General features: G+C 68.8%; 15 protein-coding genes. 8 read left to right on the top strand and 7 right to left on the bottom strand.

From position 1 onward, the window contains the following. The first annotated feature begins 20 nt into the window (after positions 1-20). Both G6N35_RS11955 and G6N35_RS11950 read left to right on the top strand, forming a co-directional pair. Positions 21-872, top strand: a complete 852-nt coding sequence (locus tag G6N35_RS11955; RefSeq protein ID WP_163804445.1) for a uracil-DNA glycosylase — start codon at positions 21-23, stop codon at positions 870-872. A gap of 7 nt (positions 873-879) precedes the next feature. After that, a complete protein-coding gene (locus G6N35_RS11950; protein WP_163804444.1) occupies positions 880-1,911 on the top strand; it encodes an LLM class flavin-dependent oxidoreductase in 1,032 nt (343 codons plus the stop codon). Positions 1,912-2,089: 178 nt separating this feature from the next. Here G6N35_RS11950 and G6N35_RS11945 read toward each other — a convergent pair whose 3' ends face one another. Genes G6N35_RS11945 through G6N35_RS11935 form a run of 3 tightly spaced genes read right to left on the bottom strand, consistent with a single transcriptional unit; the run spans position 2,090 to position 3,213 of the window. Next, positions 2,090-2,527, bottom strand: a complete 438-nt coding sequence (locus tag G6N35_RS11945; protein ID WP_163804443.1) for a nitroreductase family deazaflavin-dependent oxidoreductase — start codon at positions 2,525-2,527, stop codon at positions 2,090-2,092. Further along, positions 2,524-2,946 carry an HIT family protein gene (locus G6N35_RS11940; RefSeq protein ID WP_163804442.1) on the bottom strand — a complete coding sequence of 141 codons (423 nt, stop codon included), beginning with the start codon at positions 2,944-2,946 and terminating at the stop codon, positions 2,524-2,526. The genes G6N35_RS11945 and G6N35_RS11940 overlap by 4 nt, the downstream gene beginning before the upstream one ends. A 24-nt stretch (positions 2,947-2,970) precedes the next feature. Next, complete coding sequence (locus tag G6N35_RS11935) at positions 2,971-3,213, bottom strand: anti-sigma factor family protein (protein ID WP_246224287.1); 243 nt, start codon at positions 3,211-3,213, stop codon at positions 2,971-2,973. Between the two features lie 54 nt (positions 3,214-3,267). Between G6N35_RS11935 and G6N35_RS11930 the strand changes: the two genes are divergently transcribed. Beyond that, positions 3,268-4,659: an amidase gene (locus G6N35_RS11930; protein ID WP_163804441.1), complete on the top strand. Its 1,392-nt coding sequence runs from the start codon at positions 3,268-3,270 to the stop codon at positions 4,657-4,659. Here the strand turns inward: G6N35_RS11930 and G6N35_RS11925 are convergent. Further along, positions 4,654-5,151, bottom strand: a complete 498-nt coding sequence (locus G6N35_RS11925; RefSeq protein ID WP_163804440.1) for a DNA-deoxyinosine glycosylase — start codon at positions 5,149-5,151, stop codon at positions 4,654-4,656. The two genes, G6N35_RS11930 and G6N35_RS11925, sit on opposite strands and share 6 nt — an antisense overlap. Between G6N35_RS11925 and G6N35_RS11920 the strand changes: the two genes are divergently transcribed. Further along, on the top strand, positions 5,142-6,296 hold the full coding sequence (locus G6N35_RS11920) for an adenylate/guanylate cyclase domain-containing protein (protein WP_163804439.1): 1,155 nt from the start codon (positions 5,142-5,144) through the stop codon (positions 6,294-6,296). The genes G6N35_RS11925 and G6N35_RS11920 overlap by 10 nt on opposite strands. Before the next feature lie 79 nt (positions 6,297-6,375). Beyond that, positions 6,376-6,942, top strand: a complete 567-nt coding sequence (locus G6N35_RS11915) for an ATP-binding transcription factor AbmR (protein WP_163804438.1) — start codon at positions 6,376-6,378, stop codon at positions 6,940-6,942. A gap of 7 nt (positions 6,943-6,949) precedes the next feature. Here G6N35_RS11915 and G6N35_RS11910 read toward each other — a convergent pair whose 3' ends face one another. Continuing rightward, on the bottom strand, positions 6,950-8,404 hold the full coding sequence (locus G6N35_RS11910; RefSeq protein WP_163804437.1) for a PucR family transcriptional regulator: 1,455 nt from the start codon (positions 8,402-8,404) through the stop codon (positions 6,950-6,952). A gap of 125 nt (positions 8,405-8,529) precedes the next feature. Between G6N35_RS11910 and G6N35_RS11905 the strand changes: the two genes are divergently transcribed. Both G6N35_RS11905 and G6N35_RS11900 read left to right on the top strand, forming a co-directional pair. Then, on the top strand, positions 8,530-9,627 hold the full coding sequence (locus tag G6N35_RS11905; RefSeq protein WP_163804436.1) for an alcohol dehydrogenase catalytic domain-containing protein: 1,098 nt from the start codon (positions 8,530-8,532) through the stop codon (positions 9,625-9,627). A gap of 83 nt (positions 9,628-9,710) precedes the next feature. Then, on the top strand, positions 9,711-11,084 hold the full coding sequence (locus G6N35_RS11900; RefSeq protein ID WP_163804435.1) for an APC family permease: 1,374 nt from the start codon (positions 9,711-9,713) through the stop codon (positions 11,082-11,084). Between the two features lie 9 nt (positions 11,085-11,093). Here the strand turns inward: G6N35_RS11900 and G6N35_RS11895 are convergent, their stop codons facing one another. Both G6N35_RS11895 and G6N35_RS11890 read right to left on the bottom strand, forming a co-directional pair. Further along, a complete protein-coding gene (locus G6N35_RS11895) occupies positions 11,094-12,986 on the bottom strand; it encodes an ABC transporter ATP-binding protein (RefSeq protein ID WP_163807625.1) in 1,893 nt (630 codons plus the stop codon). Between the two features lie 11 nt (positions 12,987-12,997). Then, positions 12,998-14,743 (bottom strand): ABC transporter ATP-binding protein, encoded by a 1,746-nt coding sequence (locus tag G6N35_RS11890; RefSeq protein WP_163804434.1) that lies wholly within the window; start codon positions 14,741-14,743, stop codon positions 12,998-13,000. 154 nt (positions 14,744-14,897) lie between these two features. Between G6N35_RS11890 and G6N35_RS11885 the strand changes: the two genes are divergently transcribed. Next, positions 14,898-15,452, top strand: coding sequence for a DUF3558 domain-containing protein (locus G6N35_RS11885; RefSeq protein WP_163804433.1), 555 nt, complete (start codon positions 14,898-14,900; stop codon positions 15,450-15,452). Positions 15,453-15,456 lie beyond the last annotated feature (4 nt).

Genomic DNA, 15,456 nt, shown 5'->3' with positions numbered 1-15,456 from the left:
TAAGCGTGCACAGTGGACTGGTGACTGCACACGCTCATCCGCGCACCGGTGTGCCGTTCGAGTCGCCGGTGCCGCCCGGCACTGGCTGGCCGGGGGACCCGGCGGTGCCCGAGACGCCGGTGGCCACGACACCGCGCCGCGTCGCGACGCTGGCGGCCAAGGTTGGTGACGTCGACGAGCTGGACGCACTGGTCAGTGTGTGCCGGGCTTGCCCGCGGCTGGTGACCTGGCGCGAGGAGGTCGCGGTCACCAAGCGCCGGGCGTTCGCGGTCGAGCCCTACTGGGGACGACCGATCACCGGATGGGGTTCGGCCAGGCCACTGATCCTGGTGCTGGGGCTGGCGCCGGCCGCCCACGGCGGCAACCGCACCGGCCGGGTGTTCACCGGGGACCGGTCCGGTGACCAGCTGTTCGCCGCGCTGTACCGCGCCGGACTGGTGAACTCACCGGTCAGCGTGGATGCAGCAGACGGGTTGAGCACCAACGGGATTCGGATAGCGGCGGCGGTCCGGTGCGCGCCACCGGCCAATGCGCCCACGCCCGGGGAACGTTCGGCGTGTGAGCCGTGGCTGGCTGCCGAGTGGCGGCTGGTCGGCCCGCATGTGCGGGTGGTGGTGGCTCTCGGCGGGTTCGCGTGGCAGGCCGCGCTGGGCCTGCTCGGACCGTTCGCCGGGCCGGCCAAGCCGAAGTTCGGCCACGGCGCGGTGGCCGAATTGCCGTCGGGTGTGGCGCTGATCGGGTGCTATCACCCCAGCCAGCAGAACATGTTCACCGGCCGGCTCACCCCGGCGATGCTCGACGAGGTGTTCACCGACGCCCGCCAGCGCGCAGGTCTGGGCGGCGGGGAAGCTCTGCGCGACGGGAGGCGTTGAGAAGGTCATGCGCCTTTCCGTCCTCGATCTCGTCCCGGTTCGTACCGATCAGAGCACCGGCGATGCGCTGGCGGCAACGGTGCGGCTGGCGCAGACCGCTGACCGGCTCGGTTTCACCCGGTACTGGCTGGCCGAGCACCACAACATGCCCGCCGTCGCGGCCACCAGCCCGCCGGTGCTGATCGCCTATCTGGCCGCCCAGACCACCCAGGTACGCCTGGGTTCGGGTGGGGTGATGCTGCCCAACCACGCGCCGCTGGCCGTTGCCGAGCAGTTCGCGCTGCTGGAGGCCGCCGCCCCGGGCCGCATCGACCTGGGACTGGGCCGGGCGCCGGGCAGCGATCCGGTGACCTCGATCCTGCTGCGGGGTACCCGCGATGACTCCGACGTCGAGAACTTTCCCCAGTACCTCGACGAGGTCGCGGCGATGATGAGCGCCCGCGGGGTGCGGGTGCCGATCCGCGGCCAGGACTACGTCCTCAAGGCCACCCCCGGGGCGGTCAGCGAGCCGCGGCTGTGGCTGCTCGGCTCGTCGATGTACTCGGCGCACCTGGCGGCGGCCAAGGGCTTGCCGTACGTGTTCGCCCACCACTTCGCCGGACAGGGCACCGCCGAGGCGCTGGCGATCTACCGCAGCGAATTCCAGCCCTCGGCGCTGACCGCCGAGCCGGTGACATTCATGACGGTCAATGCCGTGGTGGCGCCCACCGACGAGCAGGCCCACGCGCTGCTGCTGCCGAATCTGCAGATGATGGCGCGGTTGCGCACCGGCCAGCCGCTGAGCCCGCTGGACCTGGTCGAGGACGCGGCGGCACTGTCGATGCATTCCCAGGCCGGCGCCGTCATCGCGGCCGGGCGGGCCATGGCAATCGTTGGCGCGCCGGCCGAGGCCGCTGATCAGGTGCGCGCGCTGGCCGCCGAGTTCGGGGTCGACGAGGTGATGGTCAACCCGGTGGCTTCGGCGTACCGCGGCACCGACCCGGCGACCGCGCCCGCCCGGGAGGCCACCCTGGAACTGCTGGCCAAAGAGCTGTTCTAAGGCAAGTCTGCGCCGAGATTGACGTCACGCAGACGTCCACTCGAACCTTTCCTGCGCAGGTTCAATCTCGCCGAGGCGGGCCGCACTCGAAACATCGCGGACCCCGACCCCACAAGTCGCTCGAAGGTGGGAACCCATGGTGCCCCACCTTCTCCGGTGGCGGATGCGGCTGGTGTGACTAGGGCGTCAGCCGCACCACGGGGATCGGCCGCGTCGTCAGCTTCTGGTAGGCGCTGTAGCGTCCACCGTTCTCGTCGTCGCAGATCTTCCACAGCCGCGCGTAGTCCGGATCGTCGGGCAACACCACGTGTGCGGTGACGGGCACCCGGCGCGGCCCGATGTTGATCTCGACGTGCGGGTCGGCCCGCAGGTTGTGGTACCAGCCCGGGCTGCGTGGGCCACCGCCGTTGGAGGCGACGATCAGATAGTCCACCCCGTCGCGATAGTAGGCCAGTGAATTCGACCGCGCTGCACCGGTTTTCGCCCCGGTGGTATGCAATAGCAGCATGCGCGGGGCGAAGGGCAGCCGGTGGCCGATCCACCCGCCGCTGCGTTTGTAGAGCGTGTCGTGCACGGTCAGGAACCGCATCATGAATTTGTCGAGCGCCGATGTCATCCGATCAACTCCAATGCCTCGCGCAGGATCCGGCCGGTGGCCTCCCGGTCCGGGTCGCGCCGGACCAGCATGCCCTTGGCGAAGGACAGCTTGTCGCCATCGCGACGCGGAATCACGTGCAGGTGAATGTGGAACACCGTCTGCATCGCGGACTTGCCGTCGTTGATGGCGATGTTGTTACCCGTCGCGCCGAGCCCCGAAACCCGGGTGGCCTGGGCAATCCGCTGGCCCACCGCCAGCATCCCGGCCAGCGTCTGCGCCGGGGTGTCGGTCAGGTTCACGCTGTGCCGCTTGGGCACCACCAGGGTATGGCCGCGGGTGAACGGGCGGATGTCGAGGAAGCCCAGATGGTCGTCATCCTCGTAGACCCGGATGGCCGGGGCGGTGCCGGCGACGATCTCGCAGAACACACATGACATGCCGCCACCGTAGCCGGTGCGCGATCACTGCCCGTCAAGGAAGGCCGCGACCAGCCGATCCCGCAACGCCGGGTCCAGATGCTCGCCCCGCAGCCGAGCCACGATCGCCACCGTCGTGCGCAACTGGGCCAGGTAACCGCGGCAGCCCGTGCAGATCAGCAGATGCAGCCGTACCCGCGCCGCGGTCGGCACGTCGAGCGCACCCGTGTCGTAGTCACTCAGCAGCTCCACGAGCGCTGAGCAGCTCATCCGCGGCGGTTTCGGCATTGGTAGGGCAGTGTCGGGCGGGGCCTGTTCCGTTACGGCGATACGCTGCCGGACGTGGACCTCACCGACATCGCGTTCGCCGGCGCTGCGGAGCAGGCCCGCATGCTCGCCGCCGGCACCATCACCGCGCCCGCGCTGCTCGACCTCTACCTGGACCGGATCGCCCGGGTGGACCGGGAGGTCCGCGCCTACCGGGTGGTGCTCACCGAGCGCGCCCGCAAGGAAGCCGCGGCCGCCCAGCAGCGGCTGGAGGCCGGGGAGCGGTTGCCGCTGCTCGGTGTGCCGATCGCCATCAAGGACGACGTCGACGTCGCCGATGAGTTCACCTGCTACGGCAGCAGCGCTCACGGCCTGCCGCCGACGCAGGACGCCGAGGTGGTGCGACGGCTGCGCGAAGCCGGTGCGGTGATCCTGGGCAAGACCGCGGTGCCGGAGATGATGCTGTGGCCATTCACCGAGACGGTCGCTTTCGGCTCCACCCACAATCCGTGGGACCTGGCCCGCGCCCCGGGCGGCAGCAGCGGCGGCAGCGGTGCGGCGGTGGCCGCCGGCCTGGCCCCGATGGCGCTCGGATCCGACGGCGCCGGGTCCATCCGGATACCGTCGACCTGGTGCGGGCTGTTCGGGATCAAGCCGCAGCGCGACCGGGTGCCAATGGACCCGCACACCGACGCCTGGCAGGGGTTGAGCGTCAACGGACCGATCACCCGCACGGTCGAGGACGCCGCCCTGTTCCTCGACGTCACCAACACCGCGCGGGCGCCTCGGGGCGGCTTCGTGGCGGCCGCGGCCCGTAAGCCCAAGAAGTTGCGAATCGCGTTGAGCGCCAAGATTCCTCCCACCGTGGTGGGCCATGTCGGCGGGGCCCAGCAGAAGGCTCTCGACGGAGTCGAGGCGCTGTTGCGCGACCTCGGGCACGAGGTCATCTGGCGCGACCCGGACTATCCGGCCTGGGCCGTCTACGGTCACGTGCTGCCCAGGATGTGGCGTGGCATCTACGACGACGTGCAGCAGCTTCCGCACCGCGAGCGCCTGGAGCCGCGCACCAAGGCGCTGGCGCGACTCGGTGGTCTGATCTCTGATCAGCAGATCGCCAGGATCCGAGCCGCCGAGGCCACCTTGGCTGCCCGCGTGGGGTCGATCTTCGACGACGTCGATGTCCTCATCACGCCGGGCACCGCCACCGGCCCGTCCCGGGTCGGGCAGTACCAGCACCGCGGCGGCCTCGCCACCCTGGCGATGGTCGCGTCCCGGGTTCCGTTCCATGCGATCTTCAACGCGACGGGCCAGCCCGCCGCGGTCGTGCCGTGGGGCCTTGACGGTGAGGGGATTCCGGTGTCGGTGCAACTCGTCGGCCGGCCCTCCGACGAGGCCACCCTGCTGTCGCTGAGCCACCAGATCGAGAAGGCCCGACCGTGGGCCAACCGGCGACCGCCGGTGTCATGAGCCGGCGATCACCCGCCACGCGCTGAGCTTGTCGGCGTAGCGCATGGTCTGCGCCGGGCTCGTCGACGGTAGCCGGAAGTAGTCGACATCGGTTTGGGTGTGTACCAATCTGGCATAGTTGCCCTCGGCGGCTGCACCGTTGAAGAACACCCGACGGATGCCACGGTGAGCGGCGAAGAAGCTGGCGAAATCGTTGGCCACCATGCTGCCCGGTTCGACCGCGGAGTCCAGACTGCCGATCCGGCGGCAGTGTTTGAGGACGTCCCACACCGCGATCCCGTGCCGCCGCAGTTCCTCGGTGCGCTGCGCGTACGGTGCGTCGGCAGTGACGTCGAAAAGCTCGGAAATGATGCGCCAGAACGCATTTCGCGGATTCCCGTAGTACTGGCCCGCCGCTAGCGACATTACGCTGGGCATATTGCCGAGAATGAGCAGCCGGGCCTGCCGGTCGGCGATCGGCGGCAGTCCCTCCAGCAGTGGCGATGAAGACATCACCGGTGACCGTATACGTTGAACCGGTGAGCGACGACGCCGATATCGAAACGTCCGGGCTGCTCGACGGTCTGAGCGGCGAATCCCGTGCAGAGCGGGCCGAACTGATCCCGTGGCTGCTCGCGCAGGGCATCACCATCGAGGAGATCCGGGCGTCCTTCGCTCCGATGCTGCTTCCGGCACGCCGCACGATCGGTGACGACGGAACCTACGTCTCGGCCCGTCAGATCAGCGAGTGGGCCGGCCTCGACCTGGACATGCTCACCCGGTTCCAGCGGGCCAGCGGCCTGCCCTCCGTCGAGGACCCCGACGCCGCGGTGTTCATGCGTCCGGACGGCGACACCGCGGTGCACATCAAGCGGTTCATCGACCGCGGCATTGATCCGGACCTGATGCTCAGCGTGGTTCGGGTTCTGGCCGAAGGACTTTCGAATGCGGCCGAGGTCATGCGCACCACAGCGCTCGCCGCCGTCATGCACCCCGGCGCCAGTGAGCTCGACATCGCCAAGGGCGCGCAGGCACTGGTCTCCGAGATTGCACCGCTGCTGGGCCCGATGATCCAGGACATGCTGATGCTGCAATTGCGCCACTCGATGGAAACCGAGGCGGTCAATGCCAACGAACGCGCGGCTGGTGCGCCATTGCCCGGTGCGCGTCTGGTGGCGGTGGCGTTCGGCGACCTGGTCGGCTTCACCCGGCTCGGCGAGACGGTGCCCCCCGAGGAACTCGAACAGCTGGCCAACAGGCTGGCCGACGCGGCGCGCGAGGTCGCGACGCCGCCGGTGCGGTTCATCAAGACCATCGGCGATGCGGTGATGCTGGTGTCGAGGGACACCACCGCACTGCTTGACGCCATGCTGCGCCTCAGTGCCGCCATCGAGGCCGACGCGGACCTGCCCCAGTTGCGGGTCGGGATGGCCTACGGTCCCGCGGTCACCCGCGCCGGCGACTGGTTCGGCAGCCCGGTGAACCTGGCCAGCCGGGTGACGTCGGCGGCGAGGCCCGGTTCGGTGCTGCTGGCCGAGTCGGCCCGCGAGCAGGTCGCCGACGACACCGCGTTCGCCTGGTCATTCGCCAAGGCCCGCCACCTCAAGGGCATCAAAGACGAGGTCAAGCTGTTTCGCGCTCGCCGGGCCGGCGCATAACTGCGGCATTCTGCGCCGCCGACGTTCGCCCGCAGAGAAACACTGGCCGGCCGGGTGCAACGATGTAATTATGTAATTTATGAAGCATCAACACGCACATCCCCGTTCTGGCCGTCCCGGCCGACCCGGTGGCTGGCAGCAGGCCGACCAGCCCGACGCCGGCGACGCAGGTGAATGGTTCGCCGGCCGGCTGCCCGACACCTGGTTCGACGGAGACCCCTCCGTCATCGTCGACCGTGAAGAGATCACCGTCATCGGCCGGCTGCCCGACCCCGCTGACGGTCCTGAATCCGAGGCCCGCGCTTCGGGCCGGGCGTCCCGATTCCGCGAGGACACCCGTTCCGAGCGGATGCGGATCGCCGACGAGGCGCAGGACAAGTACGGCCGCAAGGTGTCCTGGGGCGTCGAGGTCGGCGGCGAGCGAATCGTGTTCACCCATATCGCGGTACCGGTGATGACCCGGCTCAAGCAGCCCGAACGCCAGGTCCTCGACACCCTCGTCGACGCGGGCGTGGCCCGCTCGCGCTCCGATGCCCTGGCGTGGAGTGTCCGCCTGGTCGGTGAGCACGCCGAGGAGTGGCTGGCCAAGCTGCGCGCCGCGATGGCAGAGGTGGACGAACTGCGCGCCGAAGGCCCCGGTCTCTGAATCGGCTTTAGACCGGGGACGCCCCGGCGTTCTGCAGCGCCCGGATCGCCAACCAGGCCGTCGTGCGGTCATCCGGGTTCGCCATGGACAGTTCGGTGAGTTCCTCGACCCGGCGGATGCGGCTGGCAAGGGTTTGCCGGTGCACCCCCAACCGGGTGGCCGTCGCCCCCCAGACGCCGTGCTCGGCCAGGTAGATCTCGAGCGTGCGCAACAGCTCGCCGTGCCGGCCCTCCTCGTCGCGAAGGGGGTCGAGCACGGCGGCGATGCGCGCCGTGGAGCCGTCGTCCAGGTGGTCGAGCACATAACTCACCGTCGCCAGCGACCGGTACCAGACGACCGGGCGGGCGTCGACGACCGCGACGTCCAGGGCTTTCCTGGCCTCGGCGGCCGAGCGGGCCAGCAGCTGCGTCTTGGCCGACGACCCCAGGCCGAGGCGAAGCGGCATCCTGCCCTCGGAGCTCAGCTGCTCGACGATGTTCGCCAGATCCTGAGCCCGATCGTCGCGGATGAACCCGAGCACCCGGCCGTCCAGCGGAGCCAGCACATGAGCCGCGCCGAGGTCGTCGAGCCAGCGGATGGCCAGCGATTCGGGATCGATCGTCCGGGATCGCGATGCCACCGCGAACGCGGTCAGCGATGTCTCGTGGACGCCCCAGCGCCGCAGCAGCGCCGCGGCCTCCTGTCCGCCGCGCAGCAAGGTCGTCAGCATCACTTCCCGCCCGAGGCGCTCGGTTGCTGGGATGTCGGCGGTTCGCAGCAGCAGATCCAACAGTGCCGCCGCCTGCGACGCCAGGTCACGGCTGCGGCTGGTCGGCCCCCGTGCGCCGATCACCAGGTAGGCGCTGATGTCCTCGCCCTGTCCGACGGGATGGACCTGCAAGCCGGTATGCCGGACCCGGACCGGACGGCGGAGCGCCACCGCGACCGCATCACGCACATGCAGACTTCCGGCGCCCGCGGTGGTGATGAGTTCTCCGCGCGCATCGAGAAGTACTGCCCAGCCGTCGATTCGGTGGGCCATCTCGGCGACGACGGCCACCACACCGCCGCGGCGGGCGACCTGGGTCAGCACCTTGGTCCCGGTCGTCACCCGCCGGTCCTCGGCGGCCTGGTCCGTGGCGATCCGGGCGGCGAGGGTCAGGTGCGCGACCTCGACCGCGTGCGCGCCCGCATGGATGGTGGTGATGCGTTCGGTCGCCAGCCGCGCCGTCAGCCCCGGACTGGCGGGCGCCTCGGCGACCACCGCCACGCAGGTAGCCAGGTGCGCTGACAACGCCTCGTCGGCCAGTGCGTTGGCAAAGGCATCGGGGGAGCCGACGACGGCGCTGGCGAAACCGGGTGCACTGCCCACCACCAACTGCTCGAGCAGGATCGCCTCGTTGACCGGCACACCGGCGTCGACGCCGCCGAGGAACAGCTCGGCGTCCAGTGACGCCGCAACGGCGCGTACGTCATAGGCCATCGGCTGAGTGTACAAAGCGGTGAATCCTGCTCGGGAAACCACATATTTTCACAGTGACGGGACGGGGCCGGGCTCCCTAGCATTCGGTGCGTTCGAGCTACGCCGTCTGCGATGAGGAACCTGCTGTGAAAGCCATCGTCTTCCGAGACCAGAACACCCCCGTCGAGCACACCGACGTCGAACTCGCCGGGCCCAAGGCCGGGGAAGTTCGGGTGCGGATTGCCGCTGCCGGTGTCTGCCACTCCGATCTGCACGTCAAGCGCGGGGAGTGGGACGCACCGGCACCGCTGGTAATGGGCCACGAAGGATCGGGCGTCGTCGTCGAACTCGGGGAGGGCGTCACCTCGCTGGCCGTCGGCGACCACGTGGTGCTGTCCTGGGTGCCGCCGTGCGGCGAGTGCCGCTATTGCCGCTCCGGGCATGAGGCGCGCTGCCAGAAGGCCGCCACCGTTGTCGGGCCCAAAGGTGTTCTCTTCGACGGCACCTCGCGACTGTCCCGCGCCGGCGAGCCCGTCCATCACTACCTCGGCGTCTCGTCGTTCGCCGAAGAAGTCGTCGTTCCGGCCTCCGGTGCGGTCAAAGTTCGCGATGACGCACCGCTGGACGTCATCGCGGTCGTGGGGTGCGCGGTGGCGACCGGGGTCGGTGCGGTGCTGAACACCGCCGCGGTGGAGCCGGGGGCCACCGTGGCGGTGATCGGTTGTGGCGGTGTGGGACTCAACGTGGTCCAAGGTGCCAAGCTCGCCGGCGCCGAACGGATCGTCGCCATCGACGTCATGCCCGACAAGACCCAGCTCGCCATGCAGTTCGGCGCGACCGACCGCATCGACGCCTCCCGCGGGGACGCCGTCGAACAACTGCTCGCCTTGATTCCCGACGGTGTCGATTACGCCTTCGACGCTTTCGGTAACACCTCGACCACCGAGCAAGCCATCCGGATGCTCGGACTGGGCGGCGCCGCGGTGATCGTCGGCCTGCCCCCGACCGGCGCTCGCGCCTCGTTCGAGCCGCTGGTGCTGGCCGAAGCCGACCAACGCATCCTCGGGTCCAACTACGGTTCGGTGCGGCCGTCGATCGACATCCCCGCACTCGTCGACCGCTACATGGACGGTCAGCTCAAACTCGACCCGCTCATCTGGGCCCGGCGTCCGCTGGCCGAGGCGGCCGAGGCCTTCGACGACTTGGAGTCCGGTGAAGCGCTGAGAACCCTGCTGATTCCCTGAAAGCCCTGAACCAGAACATCTTTGGAGAGTCATGTCCAACACCACCGTGACACCGACCGATGCCGGGCTGCGCCGGGGGGGTGATGTCGGGTCCTGAGCTGGCCGCCCAGGCGATCGCGAACATCGCGCCGAGCGCGGTCATCGCCTTCACCGCCGCCGCGATCTACCTCAGCGCCGGCAACGGCACCGTGCTGTCCTTTGCGCTGGCCACGGTGGTGATCTTGGCCGTCGGCTATTGCGTGGTGGTCTTCGCCCGGCGCAACGCCTCGGCAGGATCCTTGTACACCTATGTCGTCAAGGGGCTGGGACCATTCGGCGCCTACCTGGCCGGGGTGTCGCTGTTGATCGGATGCTGGGGGATCGCCGCCGGCTCACTGGGCGGTGCGGTGTCCTATGCCAGTGACTTCCTGACGTTGATCGGGCTGCCGGCTCAGGGTCTCGGTTGGCACATCGCACTGGCGATCGTATTGGGCGGCTTGGCAACGTTGTTCACCATTCGGGGAATCAGGTTGTCCGCGCGCGTCTCCCTGGTGCTGGAGCTGATCTCGGTCACGATCATCACCATCCTGCTGGTGCTCGCCCTGGTGTGGGCCGGTCCGGCGGCGTGGGATCCCGCGCAGTTCTCGCTCACCGGGGTTCCCGTGCAGGGCGTGGCGGTCGGGATGGTGCTGGGCATCCTCGGCTTCGTCGGGTTCTCCTCGGCTGACGCCCTGGGCCGCGAAGCCCGCAACCCGTATACCGCCATTCCCCGCGCCATCATCTGGAGTGCGATCGTCGTCGGCGTGCTCTACGTCTTCGCCGCCTACACCCAGATCGCGCTGCTGCACGACGGGCTGGCTGCCAGCGCAAGTCCGTTGCAGGACATCGCCGTCAAGATCGGCATGCCGGGGTGGTTCACGCCCATCCTGACGTTCGGCGTTGGTGCGTCGTTCTTCGCGGTTGTGGTGGCGCCGTTGAACGTGGTCGGCCGGATCGTCTACGTGATGGGTAAGGAGGGCGTGGTCGCCGAGCGGTTCGGCCGCACCCACGAGAACCACCTGACCCCGCACCGGGTACTGCTCATCGCCGGGCCGCTGGCCATCGCGCTGGACATCGTCCTGCTCGTCGCGGGCGTCGCGCCGATGAACATCGTGGTCTGGGTGGACACCTACGGAACCTACGGCTACATGGTCGCCTACGCCCTGGTCGCCATCGCCTGCGTGGCCTACACCAAGCGTGCGGGCATCCCCAACCGGCTGGTGTGGACGGCAGCGGTCGTGGCGGTGGTGGCGATGGCCTACACCTTCTTCGCCAACGTCTACCCGGTTCCGGCCTTCCCTCTCAACGTGATTCCGTACCTGTTCCTGGCGACGGTGGCTCTCGCTCTGGTGTGGTTCGGTCACGTCAAGCGCACCCGGCCCGAGGTCGTCGGCCGCATCGGCCGAACCGAGACCGACATCCTCGACGGCGTCGGCTAGCGGGGCCGGCTAGACCTGCGTCATCGCGAAGTAGGCGCCCCGCCGGGCCAACAGCTCGGCGTGGGTGCCTTTTTCGACGATCCGGCCGGCCTGCATCACCAGGATGACGTCGGCATCGCGGATCGTCGAGAGGCGATGAGCGATGATGAAACTGGTTCGCTCCCTGCGCAGTTCGGTCATCGCATGCTGCACCAGCAGCTCGGTCCTGGTATCCACCGAACTGGTCGCCTCGTCGAGGATCAGCAGTTGCGGGCGGGCCAGGAATGCCCGAGCTATCGTGATCAACTGCTTCTCGCCCGCGCTGATGTTGGAGCCGTCGTCGCTGACCCGGGTCTGATACCCGTCGGGCAGCGTCCGCACGAAGCGGTCAACATAGGCCGCGCGGGCCGCTGCCAGCACGTCGTCTTCGGAGGCCCCCGGCCTGCCGTAGGCGATGTTCTCGGCGATGGTGCCGGCGAACAACCAGGTGTCCTGCAGCACCATTCCGATCCGCGAGCGCAGCGACTCGCGGCTGATGTTCCGGACATCGACGCCGTCGAGCAGGATCCGCCCGGAGTCCACGTCGTAGAACCGCATCAGCAGGTTCACCAGAGTGGTCTTGCCCGCTCCGGTGGGCCCGACGATCGCCACGGTGCTGCCGGGCTCGGCCACCAGCGAGAGATCCTCGATCACGGGAGTGTCCGCCCGGTAGCCGAACCACACGCTCTCGAACTGGACCCGGCCACCGCCGCTGCGCGGCAACGTCTGCGGCGCGTCCGGTGATTCCTCCGGTTCGTCGAGGAAGTCGAACACCCGCTCGGCGCTGGCCACCCCGGACTGCAGCGTGTTGTACATTCCGGCGACCTGGGTCAGCGGCTGGTTGAACTGGCGCACGTACTGGATGAACGCCTGGATGCTGCCCAGCGTGATCTGCCCGGTGGCCACCTGGTAGCCGCCGACGACGGCGACGGCCACATAGCTGAGGTTGCCGACGAAGGTGGTGGCCGGGGCGACCAGACCGGAGAAGAACTGGGCGCCGAAGCTGGCGTCGTAGACGTCGTCGTTGCAGTCCCGGAACCGCTCCTGCGCCGCGGCCCGATGCCCGAAGGTCTTGACCACCGTGAAACCGCTGTAGGTCTCCTCGATATGGGCGTTGAGCCGGCCGGTGTTGGTCCATTGGGAGATGAACATCTTCTGCGAACGCCGGGCGATCGCCCGGGTCACCCACAGCGACAACGGAACCGTGATGACCGTGATCAGCGTCAGCAGCGGGGAGATCGTCAGCATCATGGCCAGCACGGCGACGACCGTCAGCACCGAGGTGAGCAGCTGACTGATGGTCATCGATACCGAAGACGCGATGTTGTCCACGTCGTTGGTCACCCGACTGAGCAACTCGCCGCGCTGCCGAGAGTCGAAGTAGGACAACGGTAACCGGTGCACCTTGGCTTCGACGTCGGCGCGCAGCGCCCGCACCGTGCGTTGCACGATCACGTTGAGCAGCCGAGCCTGGACCCAGACGAACAGTGCGGCAAGTAGGTACAGCGCGAGGGCCAGCAGCAGGGTGCGGCCGACCGCGTCGAAGTCGACGCCCCGGCCCGGCACCACGTTCATCCCGGATAGCAGGTCGGCGAAGGTGTTGTCACCGCGCGCCCGAGCCGCGGCGATGGCCTGGTTCTTGCTGATGCCGGCGGGCAGTTGGTGGCCGATAACGCCGTTGAACAACAGGTCGGTGGCATGTCCGAGGATGCGGGGGCCGGCGACGCCGAGCCCGATCCCGGCCATCGTCAGCACCAGTACCGCCACCGCGAGCCAGCGCTGCGGGGTCAGCCGCGCCAGCAGGCGCAGCGCCGAACCCCGGAAATCACGGGAGCGGGCCTGGCGGGGATCCTGGTTGAGCATGCGCATACCGCCGCCGCGCATTCCGGCCCCGGTCACCCGATGCCTCCGACTCCGGCACCCAGCGATTGGGAGTCGACGAACTCGGCATACGTCGGGCAGTCCGCCAGCAGGGTGTCGTGGCTGCCCGCCCCGACCACCCGTCCACCGTCGACGACGACGATGTGGTCGGCTTGCATCACCGTCGAGATCCGTTGCGAGACAACGATGATCGTCGAGCCGGCCGACACCTCCCGCAGCGCGGCGCGTACGCGCGCGTCGGTGTGCACGTCGAGAGCGGAGAAGGCGTCGTCGAACAGGTAGATGGCGGGCCGGCGGATCACCGCCCGCGCGATCGCCAGCCGCTGGCGCTGCCCACCGGAGAAGTTGATCCCGCCCTGGGCCACCCGCATCCCGAGACCGTCACGATGGGCGGCCACGAAGTCGTCGGCCGCGGCCACCCGCAGCGCCGCCCACATCTCCTCCTCGGTGGCGTCGGACTTCCCGTACCGCAGGTTCTCGGCGACCGTTCCCGAGAACAGGTAGCCGCGCTGGGGCACCAACCCCAGTGCCGACCACAATTCCTCGGTGTCGTAGTCGCGCACGTCGATCCCGTCGACGTGCACCGCGCCACCGGTCACGTCGTAGAGCCGGCAGATCAGCGAGATCAGCGTCGACTTGCCCGAGCCCGTGCAGCCGACGATCGCCGTGGTCGTCCCGGTTCGTGCAGTCAGCGAAATATCCTCCAGCACAGGGCGTTCGGCGCCGGGATAACTGAACGTCGCGTTCTGCAGGCTCACCTCACCGCGGATGCCGCCGACCGGATGCGCCGGTGCGGCCGGGCTGGTGATGGCGGTGTGGGTGGACAGCACCTCGGTGATCCGCTCGGCGCACACCGAGGCCCGCGGCAGGATCAGCAACAGCAGAGTAGCCATCAGCACGGCCATCAGGATCTGCATGAAGTAGGACAGGAACGCGATCAGGGATCCCACCTGCATCTGCCCGGCGTCGATGCGCAGACCACCGAACCAGATCAGCGCCACACTGGAGATGTTGATGGTCAGCGTGGTCAGCGGAAGCATCAACGCCTGCCAGCGCCCGGCAGCCAGCGCGGTGTCGGAGACCGCGGCATTGGCCACCGCGAACCGCTCGCGCTCGAAGTCCTCGCGGGCGAACGCGCGGATCACCCGGATACCCGAGAGCTGCTCGCGCATCACCCGGTTGATGCCGTCGATCAGCCGCTGCATGCTGCGGAAGATCGGCAGCATGTGCGACACCACCCAGTAGTTCGAGACGGCCAGCACGGGCACGCTCACCAGCAGCAGCCAGGACAACCCCGCGTCCTGGTGAATCGCCATGACGATGCCGCCGACGCACATGATCGGCGCGGTCACCAGCACCGTGGCCGTCATCTGCACCAGAACTTGGATCTGCTGGACGTCGTTGGTGGTCCTGGTCAGCAGCGAGGGTGCACCGAATCGGGAGGTCTCGCGCTCGGAGAAGGTGGTCACGTGGTGGAACATCGCCGAGCGCAGGTCCCGGCCGAACCCCATGCCGGTGCGCGAACCGAAATACACCGCGCCCACGGCGCACACGCCCTGCAGCGCGGTCACCGCCAGCATCAGCAGACCCAGCCGGGTGATCAGGCCGGTGTCGCCCCTGGCGACGCCGTCGTCGATGATCGCGGCGTTGATCGTCGGCAGGTACAGCGAGGCCAGCGTGCTGATGACCTGCAGCACCATCACCGCTGCGACCAGCCACCGGTACGGCCGGACGTACTGTCTCAGCAGCGCCAGGAGCATCCCGTTACTGTCGCATACCGCCACTGCGTGGTCGCTGAACCGTGTCGCGGGGCAACCTGCGGGTCACCTACAAACCGGCTGGTCAAGCGGCATGTCGGTGGTTGGTCGATGGGCTGCCCGCTACAGTGCATGCTGTGACTCGCAGCAGGTGCGCATGACAGCGGCGCGCAAACTGGCCGTGGCGGCACTGGCCGTCGCGGCAGCAGTGGTGAGCGGATGCTCGTCGGACTCCGGTGGGCCGGCCCCGCAATCGTCGGCGGCGCCCAACACGCCGTCGCCGGCCAACGCCAAGCACGGCCCGACGTTCCCCGAGTGTGGCGGCATCAGCGACCAGACGATCGCCGAGCAGACGCGGGTGACAGGTCTGGTGAACACCGCCAAGAACTCGATCGGCTGCCAGTGGCTGGCCGGTGGCGGCATCCTGGGCCCGCACTTCTCCTTCACCTGGTTCCGCGGCAGCCCGATCGGGCGGGAACGCAAGACCGAGGAGCTGTCGCGCACCAGCGTCGAGGACATCAATATCGAAGGCCACAGCGGTTTCATCGCGGTCGGCACTGATCCGACGCTGGGGGACAACCTGTGCGAGATCGGCATCCAGTTCAACGACGACTTCATCGAGTGGTCGGTCAGCTTCGCCGAGAAGCCCTTCCCGCCGGCGTGCGACGTCGCCAAGGAACTGACCCGGCAATCGATCGTGAACGCGAAATGAGCCC

Origin of the sequence: Mycolicibacterium anyangense, assembly GCF_010731855.1 — a bacterium.
Lineage (GTDB): Bacteria > Actinomycetota > Actinomycetes > Mycobacteriales > Mycobacteriaceae > Mycobacterium > Mycobacterium anyangense.
Note: the sequence above shows the minus strand (reverse complement) of the source record. Positions and strands in the feature narration are given on the sequence as shown.

Excerpts from the sequence above, each read along its gene's own strand:
- G6N35_RS11950 (WP_163804444.1), top strand. The coding sequence starts at position 880 with ATGCGCCTTTCCGTCCTCGATCTCGTCCCGGTTCGTACCGATCAGAGC.
- G6N35_RS11945 (WP_163804443.1), bottom strand. The coding sequence starts at position 2,527 with ATGACATCGGCGCTCGACAAATTCATGATGCGGTTCCTGACCGTGCAC.
- G6N35_RS11940 (WP_163804442.1), bottom strand. The coding sequence starts at position 2,946 with ATGTCATGTGTGTTCTGCGAGATCGTCGCCGGCACCGCCCCGGCCATC.
- G6N35_RS11935 (WP_246224287.1), bottom strand. The coding sequence starts at position 3,213 with ATGCCGAAACCGCCGCGGATGAGCTGCTCAGCGCTCGTGGAGCTGCTG.
- G6N35_RS11920 (WP_163804439.1), top strand. The coding sequence starts at position 5,142 with ATGAAGACATCACCGGTGACCGTATACGTTGAACCGGTGAGCGACGAC.
- G6N35_RS11925 (WP_163804440.1), bottom strand. The coding sequence starts at position 5,151 with ATGTCTTCATCGCCACTGCTGGAGGGACTGCCGCCGATCGCCGACCGG.
- G6N35_RS11915 (WP_163804438.1), top strand. The coding sequence starts at position 6,376 with ATGAAGCATCAACACGCACATCCCCGTTCTGGCCGTCCCGGCCGACCC.
- G6N35_RS11910 (WP_163804437.1), bottom strand. The coding sequence starts at position 8,404 with ATGGCCTATGACGTACGCGCCGTTGCGGCGTCACTGGACGCCGAGCTG.
- G6N35_RS11900 (WP_163804435.1), top strand. The coding sequence starts at position 9,711 with ATGTCGGGTCCTGAGCTGGCCGCCCAGGCGATCGCGAACATCGCGCCG.
- G6N35_RS11895 (WP_163807625.1), bottom strand. The coding sequence starts at position 12,986 with ATGCGCGGCGGCGGTATGCGCATGCTCAACCAGGATCCCCGCCAGGCC.
- G6N35_RS11890 (WP_163804434.1), bottom strand. The coding sequence starts at position 14,743 with ATGCTCCTGGCGCTGCTGAGACAGTACGTCCGGCCGTACCGGTGGCTG.
- G6N35_RS11885 (WP_163804433.1), top strand. The coding sequence starts at position 14,898 with ATGACAGCGGCGCGCAAACTGGCCGTGGCGGCACTGGCCGTCGCGGCA.